This is a genomic window from Candidatus Thiosymbion oneisti (assembly GCF_004359955.1).
Classification (GTDB): Bacteria; Pseudomonadota; Gammaproteobacteria; order Chromatiales; family Chromatiaceae; genus Thiosymbion; species Thiosymbion oneisti.
Genome location: NZ_SMSC01000004.1, coordinates 16,835 through 31,811, shown reverse-complemented (window position 1 = coordinate 31,811; position 14,977 = coordinate 16,835). Strand labels below are relative to the sequence as shown.

15 protein-coding genes are annotated in these 14,977 nt (G+C 58.7%); 10 read left to right on the top strand and 5 right to left on the bottom strand.

From position 1 onward, the window contains the following. Nucleotides 1-257: 257 nt before the first annotated feature. The 7 genes from E1958_RS02965 to E1958_RS02935 all read left to right on the top strand — a co-directional run bounded on the left by E1958_RS02965 (nt 258) and on the right by E1958_RS02935 (nt 7,084). A complete protein-coding gene (locus E1958_RS02965) occupies nt 258-1,475 on the top strand; it encodes a porin (RefSeq protein WP_133510542.1) in 1,218 nt (405 codons plus the stop codon). 124 nt (nt 1,476-1,599) lie between these two features. Beyond that, on the top strand, nt 1,600-2,772 hold the full coding sequence (locus E1958_RS02960; protein ID WP_133510541.1) for a porin: 1,173 nt from the start codon (nt 1,600-1,602) through the stop codon (nt 2,770-2,772). Between the two features lie 444 nt (nt 2,773-3,216). Then, complete coding sequence (gene petA / locus E1958_RS02955) at nt 3,217-3,810, top strand: ubiquinol-cytochrome c reductase iron-sulfur subunit (RefSeq protein ID WP_089723778.1); 594 nt, start codon at nt 3,217-3,219, stop codon at nt 3,808-3,810. Next, a complete protein-coding gene (locus E1958_RS02950) occupies nt 3,810-5,108 on the top strand; it encodes a cytochrome b (RefSeq protein WP_133510540.1) in 1,299 nt (432 codons plus the stop codon). The genes petA and E1958_RS02950 overlap by 1 nt, the downstream gene beginning before the upstream one ends. Further along, on the top strand, nt 5,105-5,863 hold the full coding sequence (locus E1958_RS02945; protein WP_133510539.1) for a cytochrome c1: 759 nt from the start codon (nt 5,105-5,107) through the stop codon (nt 5,861-5,863). Before E1958_RS02950 ends, E1958_RS02945 begins: the two co-directional genes overlap by 4 nt. A 188-nt stretch (nt 5,864-6,051) precedes the next feature. After that, nucleotides 6,052-6,657, top strand: a complete 606-nt coding sequence (locus tag E1958_RS02940) for a glutathione S-transferase N-terminal domain-containing protein (RefSeq protein ID WP_089723775.1) — start codon at nt 6,052-6,054, stop codon at nt 6,655-6,657. Between the two features lie 16 nt (nt 6,658-6,673). Next, a complete protein-coding gene (locus E1958_RS02935; RefSeq protein ID WP_133510538.1) occupies nt 6,674-7,084 on the top strand; it encodes a ClpXP protease specificity-enhancing factor in 411 nt (136 codons plus the stop codon). Nucleotides 7,085-7,334: 250 nt separating this feature from the next. Here E1958_RS02935 and E1958_RS02930 read toward each other — a convergent pair whose 3' ends face one another. Then, complete coding sequence (locus E1958_RS02930; RefSeq protein ID WP_243725227.1) at nt 7,335-7,664, bottom strand: DUF3301 domain-containing protein; 330 nt, start codon at nt 7,662-7,664, stop codon at nt 7,335-7,337. 245 nt (nt 7,665-7,909) lie between these two features. Between E1958_RS02930 and E1958_RS02925 the strand changes: the two genes are divergently transcribed. From E1958_RS02925 to msrA, 3 genes are all read left to right on the top strand, one after another. Continuing rightward, on the top strand, nt 7,910-8,440 hold the full coding sequence (locus tag E1958_RS02925; RefSeq protein ID WP_133510537.1) for an O-acetyl-ADP-ribose deacetylase: 531 nt from the start codon (nt 7,910-7,912) through the stop codon (nt 8,438-8,440). Between the two features lie 806 nt (nt 8,441-9,246). Then, entirely contained in the window at nt 9,247-9,825 is a 579-nt protein-coding gene (locus E1958_RS02920) for an OmpA family protein (protein ID WP_133510536.1), read from the top strand. A 134-nt stretch (nt 9,826-9,959) separates the two neighbouring features. Further along, entirely contained in the window at nt 9,960-10,613 is a 654-nt protein-coding gene (msrA, locus tag E1958_RS02915) for a peptide-methionine (S)-S-oxide reductase MsrA (RefSeq protein WP_133510535.1), read from the top strand. Between the two features lie 106 nt (nt 10,614-10,719). Here msrA and E1958_RS02910 read toward each other — a convergent pair whose 3' ends face one another. The 4 genes from E1958_RS02910 to tviB all read right to left on the bottom strand — a co-directional run bounded on the left by E1958_RS02910 (nt 10,720) and on the right by tviB (nt 14,780). Beyond that, nucleotides 10,720-11,400 (bottom strand): protein-L-isoaspartate(D-aspartate) O-methyltransferase, encoded by a 681-nt coding sequence (locus E1958_RS02910; protein WP_133510534.1) that lies wholly within the window; start codon nt 11,398-11,400, stop codon nt 10,720-10,722. A 68-nt stretch (nt 11,401-11,468) separates the two neighbouring features. Then, entirely contained in the window at nt 11,469-11,999 is a 531-nt protein-coding gene (locus E1958_RS02905; protein ID WP_243448306.1) for a TIGR00645 family protein, read from the bottom strand. Between the two features lie 4 nt (nt 12,000-12,003). Beyond that, the gene (locus tag E1958_RS02900; RefSeq protein ID WP_207787584.1) at nt 12,004-13,395 is read right to left on the bottom strand and encodes a ribonucleotide-diphosphate reductase subunit beta; all 1,392 of its coding nucleotides are present in this window, start codon (nt 13,393-13,395) and stop codon (nt 12,004-12,006) included. A gap of 98 nt (nt 13,396-13,493) precedes the next feature. Continuing rightward, nucleotides 13,494-14,780, bottom strand: a complete 1,287-nt coding sequence (gene tviB, locus E1958_RS02895) for a Vi polysaccharide biosynthesis UDP-N-acetylglucosamine C-6 dehydrogenase TviB (protein WP_133510533.1) — start codon at nt 14,778-14,780, stop codon at nt 13,494-13,496. Nucleotides 14,781-14,977 lie beyond the last annotated feature (197 nt).

Here is a 14,977-nt window from a genome sequence, read left to right as displayed (position 1 = left end):
AACCAGGCAGCTTCTAAGCACCGCGGGCGCTTCGGGTGTAGTCCGTACCTGTCCGAGGGGGAGGAATTGGGGGATGTCTGCCTGGGGGCTATCCTGGGGGTCGCATGTGCCAGAAAAACAACAGTTTGTCATTTTTGTATCTTTTTCCAAAATAATTGTTGCATAAAGTTGCTCACTGACCTATTATTGACTGTGAAGGCACACCACGCGTTTGGTTTGTGTGGATTTTCGGCAAATCAACAACAGGGGAGAACCCGATGAACAGAAAGCTCATTTCCCTGGCGGTTGCGGCCGCCGTCACTGCTCCGGCGGCGGCCCTGGCCGACGCCACCCTCTACGGCAAGGCCCACGTGAGTATCGACTGGTTCGACATCAAGGCGATCGACTACAAAGGCTGGGGCCTGAACAAGGGTAAGATCGGTAAAGGTAACAGCCGTGCCAATCGTTTCGGCGTCAAGGGCTCCGAGGACCTGGGCGCCGGCCTGAAGGCCATCTATCAAGTCGAGTTCGGTATACCGCTGGCCAACGAAAGGAACTACCATATCGCTGACGGCGAGTTCAAAACTAAGAGCGGAGAGACCGGGCTCAAGATGCGTAACAGCTATGTCGGTCTGAAGGGTGACTTCGGTACCTTCCTGGTGGGCCGTCACGACACCCCGCTCAAGATCTCCACCAGCAAGCTGGAGCTGTTCAACGACACCATGGCCGACTACGAAGGTACTGTCGGCTTCGACGACATCCGCGCCGACAACACCATCCTCTATGTCACCCCCAGCTTCAGCGGCTTCCAGTTCGCCGCGGCCACCATACCTGGTTCGGCAAGCACGAGGGATGGACTCCGAAACCGCAAGTCGGATAGCCTGTCCGAGGGTTACTCCCTCGCCGCCACTTACGGAAATGGCCCCTGGTACTTCGGTGCTGCTTATGAGGTATTGACCGATCAACTCAGCACCGCCAAGGCCAACGTTGACGCCGCCAAAGCCGACGTTGACGCCGCCAACGCCGCCCTCGCTGCTGCTACCACCACCGCCGATATCACCGTTGCCAACACCGCTCTCGCCGACGCTAACGCTGCTCTCGCTACCGCCAACGCTGCTACCGCGGACACCGCGGATTTTAAGAAATGGCGTGTCGGTTTGGGCATCCGGGATCTGAGTGGCTTCTACCTGAGTGCTATCTACGAGAAGCAGAAGGCCGTCGACTTCGTGGAAAAGATCAACGGTAAAGACAACGACGCCGATCTGTGGCAGGGCCAGCTCGGCTATGCCTTCGGCAACAACATGATCAAGGGCATGTATGGTAAGAACAAGCCGGATATTGGTGATGAGACCAAGAGCTGGGCGGTCGGTTTCGACCACAGCTTCAGCAAGCGCACCAAGGCCTATATCCTCTATACCAAGGTTGATAAAGACACAAAAGGCTCCGACGAGGGTGACTGGAAGGGCTTCTCGCTCGGTATGATCCACGACTTCTGAGTCCAGCTTGGATTGTCCGTGGAACAACGGGGCTTCAGCCCCGTTTTTTGCGTTCCACGCATAGCCATCCTGCGTTTGGTTACTACTGCGGATTTTCGGCAAATCGACAACAGGGGAGAACCCGATGAACAGAAAGCTCATTTCCCTGGCGGTTGCGGCCGCCGTCACTGCCCCGGCGGCGGCCCTGGCCGACGCCACCCTCTACGGCAAAGCCCACGTGAGTATCGACTGGTTCGATATCAAGGAGATCGACTACAAAGGCTGGGGCCTGAACCGGGGTAGGATCGGCAAAGGTGCTACCCGTGCCAGTCGTCTCGGCGTCAAGGGCTCCGAGGACCTCGGCGGTGGCCTGAAGGCCATCTATCAGGTCGAGTTCGGTATACCGTTGGCCAACGAAAGGAACTACCATATCGCTGACGGCGAGTTCAATACCAGCAGCGGGGAGACCGGGCTCGAAATGCGTGACAGCTACGTCGGTCTGAAAGGTGACTTCGGTACCTTCTTCGTCGGCCGTCACGATACCCCGCTCCATGTCTCCACCGTCCCGCTGGAGATGTTCGATGACACCATGGCCGACTATGCAGGCACCGTCGGCTTCGACGATATCCATGCCGATAACATCATTACCTACATCACCCCCAGCTTCGGCGGCTTCCAGTTCACTGCGGCCACCATACCTGGCTCCGCAAGCACGCGAGATGGACTCCGAAACCGTAAGTCGGATAGCCTGGCCGAGGCTTATTCACTCGCCGCCACTTACGGGAATGGTCCCTGGTACGCCAGTGCCGCCTATGAGGTGCTGACCGACCAACTCAGCACTGAGAAGGCCGTCGCCACCATCGCCCAGGACGTCCTCGCCGATCCTAACAGTACCTCCGGGGACAGGGCATTAGCAACCACCCTCCTCAACGCCGCCAACGCCGTCAACACCGCGGATTTTAAGAAATGGCGTGTCGGTTTGGGCATCCGGGATCTGAGTGGCTTCTACCTGAGTGCTATCTACGAGAAGCAGAAGGCCATCGACTTCGTGGAAAAGATCAACGGTAAAGACAACGACGCCGATCTGTGGCAGGGCCAGCTTGGCTATGCCTTCGGCAATAACATGATCAAGGGCATGTATGGTAAGAACAAGCCGGATATTGGTGATGAGACCAAGAGCTGGGCGGTCGGTTTCGACCACAACTTCAGCAAGCGCACCAAGGCCTATGTCCTCTATACCAAGGTTGATAAAGACACAAAAGGCTCCGACGAGGGTGACTGGAAGGGCTTCTCGCTCGGTATGATCCACGACTTCTGAGTCCGGCTTGGGTTTTCCGTGGAACAACGGGGCTTCGGCCCCGTTTTTTCGTGTTTCGCCCATGACCCTCTCCTTGATGAGGGTATCGTAAAAGGTGACGCCCGACGCGGTCTTTCTTGTTCCCACGCGCTGCCTGGGAACCAGAGACCGGGAGCGGGGCTTTTGCGACACCCTCCTTTGGCAGAGGAAATAGGGCGACCTCATGTGCCGGGACAGGCGCTAACGAGACAATCTGTGGAAATCTGCGGATACTGAAAGCTGGTGACTGGGAACCGGCAACCCGCGCCTGCCCGGGGGGACTCCTTGACCCATTAATGCCATATCAGTGAAAATGGGACGTTAGCTTTCAGTTGATTCGCATATTCTGATTCTCACCTTCCTGAGCGGTAAGGCTTCCGTCCTGGAAGCGCAACCTAGCAGAGCCTACCGGGGGTCGTCAGAGAAATGAGCGCACCAGGTGTGGATAACAAGCGGCGGCGTATCCTTGTCGCCGCCACCAGTGTAGTCGGGGCCGTCGGTGTCGGTTACCTGGCCGTTCCCTTCATTGCTTCCATGAACCCGAGCGCCAAGGCCCGGGCGGCCGGGGCGCCGGTGGAAGCGGATATCGGCAAGCTGGAACCGGGCGCCATGTTGCGGGTCAAGTGGCGCGGCAAACCGGTCTGGGTAGTGAATCGCACCGCAGAGATGTTGGCCGCTCTTCCCGAGTTGGACCAGCTGCTGGCGGACCCGGACTCGGCGGCATCCGTGCAACCGGAAAGTTGCCAAAATGCGACGCGGTCGCTCAAGCCCAAGTATCTGGTGGCCGTGGGTATCTGCACCCATTTGGGTTGCTCCCCGACCTACCGGCCCGAGGTTGCCCCCGCCGATCTGGGATCGGAATGGAAGGGTGGTTTCTTTTGCCCCTGCCACGGCTCCCGCTTCGACCTGGCCGGGCGCGTCTACGCCGGTGCTCCGGCACCGATCAATCTGGAAATACCCAAGCACACCTATATTTCCGACACCGTCATCCTGGTCGGTAAAGGCGGGGAGGCAGCCTGATGAGTACAGAGCGTACCGGATTCCTCGGTTGGATCGACGAACGTTTCCCGCTCACGAAGGTCTGGAAGGAGCATTTGTCCGAGTACTATGCGCCCAAGAACTTCAATTTCTGGTACTACATGGGCTCCCTGGCGATTCTGGTGTTGGTGCTGCAGATCGTCACCGGCCTGTGGCTGACCATGAGCTACAAGCCCTCGGCGGACGATGCCTTCGCATCGGTCGCGTACATCATGCGCGATGTGAATTGGGGCTGGCTCCTGCGTTACATGCACTCCACCGGCGCCTCGGCCTTCTTCATTCTCATCTATCTGCACATGTTCCGCGCCCTGCTCTACGGCTCCTACCGCAAGCCGCGTGAGCTCTTGTGGATTATCGGCGTGACCATTTATCTGGCCATGATGGCGACCGCCTTCTTCGGCTATCTCCTGCCTTGGGGGCAGATGTCCTATTGGGGCGCCCAGGTCATCGTCAACCTGTTCGCGGCGGTCCCCGGCATCGGTGAGGACCTGTCCGTATGGGTCCGAGGCGATTATGTCATCTCCGATGTCACCCTGAACCGATTCTTCGCCTTCCACTTTTTAGTGCCCTTCCTGATCGCAGGTCTGGTGTTTATCCATATCGTCGCCCTGCACAAGGTGGGCTCCAACAACCCGGACGGGATCGAGATCAAGCAGGGTCCCAAGGGCAATCGCTGGGATGATAAGGCACCGGCGGATGGGATCCCATTCCATCCCTATTACACGGTCAAGGACATTGCCGGGGCCGTGGGCTTCCTGATCCTCTTTGCGGCCGTGGTCTTCTTTTGGCCGGACCTCGGCGGATTGTTCCTGGAAGCGCCGAACTTTCAGCCCGCCGATCCCTTGAAGACGCCGGAGCACATTGCCCCTGTGTGGTACTTCACGCCCTATTACGCCATATTGCGGGCGGTCCCACCCATGTTCGGCTCCCAGTTCCCGGGCGTAGTGGTGATGTTCGCGGCCATCCTGATCCTGTTCTTCCTGCCCTGGCTGGACCGCAGCGAGGTCAAGTCCATCCGCTATAAGGGTATCCTCTCCAAGATCGCCATCGGCGTGTTTGCGATTACCTTCATCGTTTTGGCCTGGCTGGGCCTGGAGTCGGTTACGCCTGCCAAGACCCTGCTCGCGCAAATCTTCACCGTGCTCTATTTCCTGTTCTTCCTGCTGATGCCGATCTACAGCAAGCTGGACAAGACCAAGCCGGTCCCGGAGCGGGTGACAAAAACAAGCTGGATGAGCAGGATCAAGACCAAGCCGGTTCCGGAGAGGGGGACACAATGAAAAGATTGCTTATCGCATCCGTTCTCTTGCTGGCGCCCGCGTTTGTCTCGGCCTCCGGCGGCGCTGGTCTGCACCTGGAGAAAGCCGACATCGATCTTGCGGACCAGGAGTCCCTGCAGCGAGGTGCCAAGTATTTTGTCGGCTACTGCATGGGCTGCCACTCCCTCAAATACATGCGCTACAACCGTATGGCTGAGGACCTCGGGCTCGACGAGGTTCAGATACGTCGAGACTTTATTTTCGACAAGGAAACCAAGCCCGGTGATTTGATGGTCAGCGCCATGCGCCCGCGGGACGGTGAGAAGTGGTTCGGTACCCAGGTGCCGGATCTGACGCTGGTCACCCGTTGGCGCGACCCGGACTGGGTTTTCACCTACCTCAAGGGTTTCTATGCGGACGAGAGCCGGCCTTACGGTGTGAATAACGCGGTCTTTCCTGATGTGGGCATGCCGCATGTCCTGGCCGGTCACCAGGGACTGCAGAAGGCCGTCTATACGGAGACCGAGGGCGAGCACCCTGGTTCGTTGAAAGGTCTCGAGCTGATGCGGCCAGATAATATGTCGGAGGAGGAGCACAATCAGAGGGTCAAAGAATACGATCAGATGGTCCGCGATCTGACGAATTTCCTGACCTACGCGGGCGAGCCCATAAAGCTCGAACGCCGGCGGCTGGGCTTTTATGTGCTGGGCTTCCTGGTCATACTCTTCGGCCTCGCCTACCTACTCAAAAAGGAGTATTGGAAAGACGTCCATTGATCGGGGTAGGGCGCGGTCTTTTTATCAGGCCTCTCCACAACCCACAGTTGACGCAAGTTAGGCCCCGTATCTTACGGGGCTTTTTCGTTTATACTGGCATATCGCCTCGGGTCTTCCGTGCCTGGGTGCGGTAATCTGAGTACTGAAGTAAAGGACAGTCGGTAGTGGCCACCAATAGACGATCCGTTATGACCCTGTTTTCCGATCCCACGAACCCGTACTGCCACCGGGTACGTATCGTACTGGCGGAAAAGAGTATCTCCGTCGACATCGTCGATGTGTGTACCCAAGATCTGTCTGACGAGGTCATGGATTTCAATCCCTACGGAACCGTACCCACATTGGTGGACCGGGACCTGCGACTCTATGAGTCACGCATCATCATGGAGTATCTGGACGAGCGCTTTCCGCATCCGCCGCTACTACCCGTCGACCCGGTTTCACGCGCTACGTCCCGCCTCTATATGTACCGCGTGGAGCGCGACTGGTACACCCTGATGGATCGGATACTCGAGGGCACCGAGGACGAGGCGGCCACGGCACGCAAGGAGCTGCGCGAAAGCCTAACCGCTACCTCTCCGGTGTTTGCAGCCAACCCCTTCTTTATGAACAATGAGTTCTCCCTGGTGGATTGCTGCGTGGCCCCCCTGTTATGGCGCCTCCCGCTGTTGGGCATCGACTTGCCGGCGCGGGCCCAAGCATTGTCCAGCTACGCAAAGCGCATCTTCACCTGGCCCTCTTTCGGCAAAAGCCTAACGGAGGCAGAGCGGGAGATGGCGACGGAAAATAGTTGATTGCCGACCTGCCGCCATGACTTCGAACCGTCCCTACATGATTCGGGCGCTGTACGAGTGGATTACGGATAACCGAATGACCCCCCATCTGCTCGTGGATGCGACCCATCCCCAGGCGGTGGTTCCGGCACAGTTTGTTGAGGACGGAAAGATCGTACTCAATATAAGCCCTACTGCTGTCCGCGCCCTCGTACTTGGAAACGGGGACATTGAATTCGGTGCGCGTTTCGGTGGTGTCGCCATGGAGGTCCGGGTGCCGGTGGGGGCGGTGCTCGGTATCTATGCGCGCGAGAACGGGCATGGAATCTTGTTCCCGGACGAGGGACCGCGGATAGACGACGCGGAGGAAACGGAGGACGAATCGACTGCTCCCGAACCGCCGCCCAAACCGCCGAAAAAACGACCGACACTCAAGGTCGTCAAGTAGGTAGGAGCACCGGGGACGATCTTCGCTGGTTGCTTGCGATCAACCGTCCGCCGGGCGTTTGGGCGGATCCAAGCCCAATGCCATTAAGTTAAGCGTTACCGGTCAGCGAAAAAGAGGAAAAACGACGAATCACGCGAATCCGCGCGAAATTGTCATCCCGAACCGAAGGGAGGGATCTTGTTCGCGCTGATTCGTGCACTTCGTCGTTTTCTCTTCCGCATCCTGACCGACCACGACAAGCGGTCAGCAGCTAACTTAATGGCATTGGATCCGAGCCGATCGTCTCCGGATTCAAGCCGACGAGTATGAGGTAGCCACTGTGCCTGCCGATGCCTTCTGTGCTGAAATCGAATCCATACACGCGCACTATCCGCAACCCGGTGCCTGTCCGCCGTATCCGCAGCCGGCGTAGGGAGACAGTCTGGTCCAGGAACTGCAAATCACGTTGCTTACAGGCAGCATGGCAGATTTCGGTCGCCACTTCGCGCGCACGCAGGCTGTCGAGCCAGAACCAGCCTAGGAGCAAAAGGACGAGGACAGCGAGCAGACTGTTCATGTAGGTTTCAGGGGCTGTTGACATAATCGTCGAGCCAACCACTAATAGGACAAGATTAACAGGATGCCCAGGATTAACAGGATTATTTTTCTTAAATAAAAATTATAATATCCTGTTAATCCTGGAAATCCTGTGAATCCTGTACCATTAGGAGACAGGCCCGGAGGTTGGGGTTCACTCCTTACTAAATGTCAACACGCCTGAGTATCCCGTTTCACCATATTTTTCGCTGCGTAAAATAAGACATTGTGCAAGAGAAGGAGTCAATGATGGGAGCTATTGTCATCGTCACCGCCGACATCACGCGGCTTGCGGTGGATGCCATCGTAAACGCCGCCAACCAGTCACTCCTCGGCGGTGGCGGCGTCGACGGCGCCATCCACCGAGCCGCGGGGCCTGAGCTACTGGAGGCTTGCCGGGGCCTCGGTGGTTGTCCAACCGGAGAGGCACGAATTACTCCCGGGTTCGGATTACCCACTAAGTGGGTCATCCATACGGTCGGCCCCGTGTGGCGGGGTGGGGGACAGGGTGAGCCGGAGTTGCTGCGTAGCTGTTATCGGCGTTCATTGATTCTGGCGCAGGAAAAGGAGGCGCGTACCATCGCCTTCCCGGGCATCAGCACCGGTGTGTATGGCTACCCGAAGGAGGCCGCAGCCCGCATCGCCTTGGAGGTTATGCAGGCCGAGCGTGAGGACTTCGAAGAGATTATCGCCTGCTGCTTTTCACGAGAAGACGCCGCCCTTTACCGCAGGCTCTGTTCCGACTGCCGGTCCGATGATGGGGATGACCGATTCGCGTAGCAGCTCCTCGGCTGGTACGCCATTTCTGCATATTTTGCATGTAGCCCGTAAGGTGGGCTGTGCCTATCAATCAACAATCAAATAATGCCTCACACAGAGGCACCAAGCCGCAAAGTAAGTCACAACGGACATTTAAAAATAATTCCCCCTGTGTCTTCGTGTCTTTGTGGCTCCGTGTGAGAAATATAAAATGAGTAATCCCGAGTCCGCAGCGGGCCTCGCGGCAATCCGAGACCTGGCCGCAACCCCTGAGCCCGTTCACTCTGATGATGTGAAAATTGCTCGAGTTGGAGTCGTCTGCCGTGCTTGGTTGGTGGGCACAGCCCACCCTACGGGTCCGAGAACCTAGAATAGGGTGAAATATGGTACTGGTGGATCGCGTACCTGTGGCTGTTTTCAAAAGCGCACGGACATGCCGGCGCTCGAAAACTAGACTGTGCAGATGCCCGATTGTTGCTGAAACAAAACAGTATGATGGGTGTCACCGTGATCACCCCTCTTTCTTGCCCCATGGTTTTCAACATCTTGAAGTTTCGTGGATGCCTTAGCGTTGCAGAATTGTATAAAAACAAAAAAAGTTGCACTTTTGTCTGAATTTTGCGCTAGAATTAATAATGATGGTCGGATCGTCATACGATAGCTCCAACTTGTGGTTCCAGGAGACAAGGCTTGGGGAACTTCCGTATCCAAGCTGACATGACGATATTCGCGGGCTTGTTGTTTTTCGCCTACATGTTGTCCGGACCTGTGCCGAAGCACCGAATTTTGACCAACTGTCTACAACCCGAGAGATAAGGTAACCAAAGATGCGCAAAGCAAACAAAACCCTTCGCGTCATGGGCTACGCGGCCCCTGTGGCGCTGACCTTTGCCCTGGCGGCACCCGCCATGGGTCATCCCCCCACAGACGAGAACCTCTGGTCGGCAAAGAAAGAGGACACCGCCTGGACCACCAGATACGACGAGTGCTGGAAGAGCAAGACTGGCCCCGGTGATCTTGCTCCCTGCGCGGTGAAAAAGCTGGAACCAGCCAAGAAGGTTGTGGCGGAGCTGAATTTCAATCTCAACCAGTACGTCGTTCCGAATGGCGTCGCCGATATAAGGCAGGTCGATGAGATCGATAAGTATATCGACCAGTTGAAAGCAACTCCGGACCGCGAGCGCGTCACCATTGTGGGGCACACCAGCGCCGACGGCTCCGATGATTACAACATGAAGTTAGGTCAGAGGCGTGCCGAGGCGGTTCGCGATTATTTCATTCGGCGGGGTTATCCTGAAGAGTACCTCGCACCTGCCGAGTCCAGAGGCGAATACGATATGCGTCCGGGATACGATCCCTACTCCGTTGCGCAGCGCCGCGTGGAGTTCCACAAAACCAAGCTTTGACCTAGAAACCGGCGGCGGGAGAATCTCTCGCCGTGGGCATGTCAGGAAGCCGACCACCATGATCGTGGTCGGCTTTTTCTTTGGCCGAGACCCCATCATAGAACGGACTACGCAATCATAGGAGGTCTTCGACCATGCGTATGTTCCGGGACAAAACCCGGCTGCCCAGCCCGGAACAGGCCCTGCCCGGACGCAATCAGGCCATGCCCGTAACCAACCTGCATTACGTCAAGGGCACGCCCATCCAACCGCCGTTCCCGGCCGACACCCGCACCGCCCTCTTCGGACTCGGCTGCTTCTGGGGTGCCGAACGGTGTTTCTGGGAGCTGCCTGGTGTCTACTCCACGGCCGTGGGCTACGCCGCCGGCTACACGCCCAACCCCAGGTACCAGGAGGTCTGCTCGGGGCTCACGGGACACAACGAGGTCGTCCTGGTGGTGTTCCGGCCGCAGGACATCGACTTCGAGGCACTGTTGCGTCGGTTTTGGGAGGCCCATGACCCAACCCAGGGCATGCGTCAGGGAAACGACGTGGGAACCCAGTACCGTTCCGGCATCTATTTCGCCGGCGACCAGGAAAGGGCCGCGCAGGTAAGTGCCCAGCGCTATCAGGCAGCGCTTACAAAAGCCGGCTATGGGGCGATTGCAACCGAGATCCTACCGGCGCCGAAATTCTACTATGCAGAGGATTATCATCAGCAGTACCTGGCCAAGAATCCGAGCGGCTACTGTGGTCACGGCGGTTGCCGAGTAGCCTATCCGGACCTGGGAGAAGGCACTCAGGTCTGATCCGCCTGCCACCCAGGGGTTTTCGTCTTTGGGTTCTAATCCACAAAAGTTTAGCCCCGTAGGGCGGGAAAGCGCAGCGCATCCCGTCTTCAGCCGCTGCTGGAAGCTATGTGCGCTCGCCTTGGGAGTCCGAGGGCATCCTGGTCAGGGGAACGAAGACGACCCCGAGCACGGCTGTCTTGCTGAGCGATCCGTCCTGGCGCTTCTCGATCACAACGAGCTCCTGATGGCCGTACTGGGGACCGACGGGGATTACCAGCCGGTGACCTTCCTTGAGTTGCTCGATCAGGGGTGGGGGCACCGCGGGCGCGGCGGCGGTGACCAGAATGCCGTCGTAGGGGACGGACTCGGGCCAACCGGTGTAGCCGTCGCTATGCCGGGTCTCTATGTTCGTATAGCCCAGGCGGGCGAGTCGAGCGGCGGACTGCCGGGCCAGCTCGGGAATGATCTCCACCGAACGGACTTGGCCGACCACGCGGGAAAGGATGGCCGCCTGGTACCCGGAGCCGGTGCCGACCTCCAGCACGCAGTCATCCGGTCCGCAAGCGAGGAGGTCCGTCATCAGGGCGACGATAAAGGGCTGGGAGATGGTCTGGCCGTGGCCGATGGGCAGCGGGCCATTGGCGTAGGCATAGCCTTGCTCATGGTCCGGGACGAAATGGTGGCGCGGGACCTCTTCCATGGCCATCATTACGCGCTCGTCGAAGGTGTCGCGTCCGATCATCGAGCGCGTATATCGGAGCTCCGCCCTGATATCCTCAAGCAGCTTGTGAGTGCCGGATTGCATAGGTCCTTCCCGTCGCCGCGGCCGATGCACCGATGAATCGGCGTCGCCTGCGTGGTGGTCGTGCACCGTCAGTGTTCCCGTTCCCGATGCCCGGCAAAGGATAGCTTGTCCAGCAACCCCATCATCACCGCCGAGACCACGAAGGTCAGATGGATGATCACATACCACATGAGCTTGTCGTTCGGGATCTCGGATGCATTCATGAAGGCCCGCAGCAGGTGGATGGAGGAGATAGCTACGATGGAGGCCGCGACCTTGAGCTTCAGGGTACCGGCATCCAGCTTGCCCAACCAACCGAGCTTTTCGGCATCATCGTCGATATCGATGCGTGAGACGAAGTTCTCGTAGCCGGAGAACATCACCATCACCACCAGGCTCGCTACCAGCACCATGTCGATCAGGGCGAGGATCGTGAGCACCATTTCCGATTCCTGCATGGTCCAGATATGGCTCAGAACATGAAAGACTTCCTGGAAAAACTTCACGCCCAGGGCGACCAGGGCCAGGGACATGCCGACATAGACCGGGGCCAGGATCCAGCGACTGGAGAAAAGCAACTTTTCGATCGCGCGTTCCAACCTACCAGCGGTTATTTTCATCTTCTCAGTCCCAAGACAGGCTACCGCCGGTACGGTATTCGGTGACTCGGGTCTCGAAGAAGTTCTTCTCCTTCTTCAGATCCAGCACTTCAGACATCCAGGGGAAGGGGTTGGTGGCCCCCGGATACTGTTCCGGCAGGCCGATCTGGGCGCAGCGGCGGTTGGTGATGAACTTCAGATACTCATCGAACAAGGGGGCGTTCAGGCCCAGCACACCGCGGGGCATGGTGTCGTGGGCATATTGGCTCTCCAGCCCCACGGCATCATGGATCATTCGCACCAGCTCCTGCTTGAACCCCTCGGTCCACAGCTGCGGGTTCTCGAGCTTGATCTGGTTGATCACATCGATCCCGAAATTCATGTGCATGGACTCGTCGCGCAGGATGTATTGGAACTGCTCGGCGGTGCCGGTCATCTTGTTGCGGCGGCCCATGCTCAGGACCTGGACGAAGCCCACATAGAAGAAGATGCCCTCGAAGATGACGTAGAAGGCGACCAGCTCGCGCAGCAGCTTGCGGTCGTTCTCCGGGGTACCCGTGTTGAAATGGGGATCGGCGAGGCACTGGGTGTAGGGCAGCGCCCACTCCGCCTTGCGCGCTACGGCCGGCACTTCCCGGTACATGTTGAAGATCTCGCCCTCGTCCAGTCCCAAGCTCTCTACCGCGTACTGGTAGGCGTGGGTATGCAGGGCCTCCTCAAAGGCCTGACGCAGCAGATATTGGCGGCACTCCGGGTTGGAGATATGCCGGTAGACGGCAAGCACCAGATTATTCGCCACCAGGGAGTCGGCGGTCGAGAAGAAACCGAGGTTGCGCTTGATAATGGTGCGCTCGTCCTCGGTCAGGCCCTTGGGGTCCTTCCACAGGGCGATGTCCGCGTTCATATTGATCTCCTGCGGCATCCAGTGGTTGGCGCAGGCATCCAGATACTTCTGCCAGGCCCAGTCGTACTTGAAGGGGACGAGCTGGTTGAGATCGGCACGGCAGTTGATGATCCGCTTGTCGTCCACCCGCACCCGGCCGGCGCCCATCTCCAGGCTCTCCAGGCCGGTGGCACCGCCTGCGGTGGCTGGATCGGCGTGCCGATCCGGCAGGCCATCAGCGCCGGTGACGGGGACGTCGGGCCCCCAGGTTGCCAGATCCGGCTGCACCGGCAGCGGATTCGGATCCACCACCGGTTCGGCACTCGCGGCGACCACCAAGGTGTCGCCAGCGACCGCGTCCTGGCTCAGCGGACCCACATGGCCGGCAGTGTCATGGGCCTGGCGCTCGGCGTATCCGTCACCCTTGGGGGATAAGTCAAAGGGTGCTGATCTCGGCAGCGCAACCGGTGGCGGTATTTTGGAGCCCTCGCGCCGGCTCGACACGAAGGCCAGTGGGTCGTCCCAATTCAACATATGTTTTCCTCTTTTACTTCCGGATCGTAACGGTGAAGAAAGAGAACCAAACAGATCATCGACCTACCTTTATGCGCGCGATCGGCGGCGGCCACACCCTACAACCTACCATCCACGACGTCAGCCGGGAACACATGCTTGACATCGAAGAACAGGGCACCGGGCCGACCCCAGGTCCGCAGCCGTTCGATCCCCATTTCCTCGAACTGGCGGTGGGCCACGGCCAGGATGATGGCATCATAGCTCCCCGGTTGCGGGTCCTGGATCGGCGTTATGCCATAATCATCTTCGGCCTCACGGGGATTCACCCAGGGGTCGTGGACGTCCGTGGAGATGCCGTACTCGGCCAACTCCTTAAGGATATCGACCACGCGGGTGTTACGCAGATCCGGACAATTTTCCTTGAACGCTAGGCCGAGCACCAGCACCCGGCTGTCCTTCGTCACCAGGTTGTGCCGGGTCATGAGCTTGACGACCCGGCCGGCGATAAGGGCGCCCATACGGTCGTTGAGACGGCGGCCGGCGAGGATGATCTCCGGATGGTAGCCGATGGCCTGCGCCTTGTAGGTGAGATAGTAGGGATCGACGCCAATGCAGTGTCCGCCCACCAGGCCCGGTCGGAAGGGCAGGAAGTTCCACTTGCTGCCCGCCGCTGCGAGCACTTCCTGGGTATCGATCCCTAAGCGATTGAAGATGAGGGCAAGCTCGTTGACGAGCGCGATGTTGACATCGCGCTGGGTGTTCTCGATGACCTTGGCCGCCTCGGCGACCCGGATACTACTGGCCTTGTGGGTGCCGGCGGGGATGATGCTGCGGTACAGGGCGTCGATGAAGTCGGCAACCTCGGGGGTAGAGCCCGAGGTTACCTTCTTGATCGTGGTCAACCGGTGCGTCTTGTCGCCAGGGTTGATGCGCTCCGGGCTGTAGCCGACGAAGAAATCCCGGTTGAGCGCGAGGCCGGACAGCTGCTCCAGGATCGGGACGCAGACCTCCTCCGTAGCGCCTGGATAGACCGTCGATTCGTAGACGACGATGTCACCTGCCTTCAACCGTGCGCCGAGCGTGCGACTGGCCGCTTCCAGGGGGCGCAGATCCGGTTGTTTGTAGAGGTTTACGGGCGTGGGGACCGTTACGATGAATAGGTTGCAGTCGGCTAGGTCCGCGGCATGGTCGGTGTAGGTCAGTTCCGCGACGGCCCGTAGCGCTTGCGGGTCCACTTCGAGGGAGCGATCCTTGCCCGCCCGCAGCTCCGCGATGCGGGTCGCATCCAGGTCGAAACCCACCGTCGGATAGCGCTTGCCCAGCTCGACGGCCAGCGGCAGTCCCACATAGCCGAGACCCACGACCCCGATTCGGATGCGTTGAAGATCAAAGTTGGAGGGCATGGCAGCTGTACCTTTGCGCTGGGTCGAAATCGAAATCGGGATCGCAATCGGAATCCCAACTTCGATCCCGATCCCGATTTCGGGCATGATGCATCTCAATCGACCTGACTATCTGGCTGATGCGGTTCGCTTCGCTAAGAGGCCGTCTAAAAACTAACGCATTGATTTCAGCCCCGTAGGACGGGAAAGCACAGCGC

Coding starts and splice junctions, on each gene's coding strand:
- E1958_RS02960 (WP_133510541.1), top strand. CDS start 1,600: ATGAACAGAAAGCTCATTTCCCTGGCGGTTGCGGCCGCCGTCACTGCC.
- E1958_RS02905 (WP_243448306.1), bottom strand. CDS start 11,999: ATGAAAATAACCGCTGGTAGGTTGGAACGCGCGATCGAAAAGTTGCTT.
- E1958_RS02910 (WP_133510534.1), bottom strand. CDS start 11,400: ATGCAATCCGGCACTCACAAGCTGCTTGAGGATATCAGGGCGGAGCTC.
- E1958_RS02935 (WP_133510538.1), top strand. CDS start 6,674: ATGACTTCGAACCGTCCCTACATGATTCGGGCGCTGTACGAGTGGATT.
- petA (WP_089723778.1), top strand. CDS start 3,217: ATGAGCGCACCAGGTGTGGATAACAAGCGGCGGCGTATCCTTGTCGCC.
- msrA (WP_133510535.1), top strand. CDS start 9,960: ATGCGTATGTTCCGGGACAAAACCCGGCTGCCCAGCCCGGAACAGGCC.
- tviB (WP_133510533.1), bottom strand. CDS start 14,780: ATGCCCTCCAACTTTGATCTTCAACGCATCCGAATCGGGGTCGTGGGT.
- E1958_RS02940 (WP_089723775.1), top strand. CDS start 6,052: ATGACCCTGTTTTCCGATCCCACGAACCCGTACTGCCACCGGGTACGT.
- E1958_RS02900 (WP_207787584.1), bottom strand. CDS start 13,395: ATGTTGAATTGGGACGACCCACTGGCCTTCGTGTCGAGCCGGCGCGAG.
- E1958_RS02950 (WP_133510540.1), top strand. CDS start 3,810: ATGAGTACAGAGCGTACCGGATTCCTCGGTTGGATCGACGAACGTTTC.
- E1958_RS02945 (WP_133510539.1), top strand. CDS start 5,105: ATGAAAAGATTGCTTATCGCATCCGTTCTCTTGCTGGCGCCCGCGTTT.
- E1958_RS02965 (WP_133510542.1), top strand. CDS start 258: ATGAACAGAAAGCTCATTTCCCTGGCGGTTGCGGCCGCCGTCACTGCT.
- E1958_RS02930 (WP_243725227.1), bottom strand. CDS start 7,664: ATGTCAACAGCCCCTGAAACCTACATGAACAGTCTGCTCGCTGTCCTC.
- E1958_RS02925 (WP_133510537.1), top strand. CDS start 7,910: ATGGGAGCTATTGTCATCGTCACCGCCGACATCACGCGGCTTGCGGTG.
- E1958_RS02920 (WP_133510536.1), top strand. CDS start 9,247: ATGCGCAAAGCAAACAAAACCCTTCGCGTCATGGGCTACGCGGCCCCT.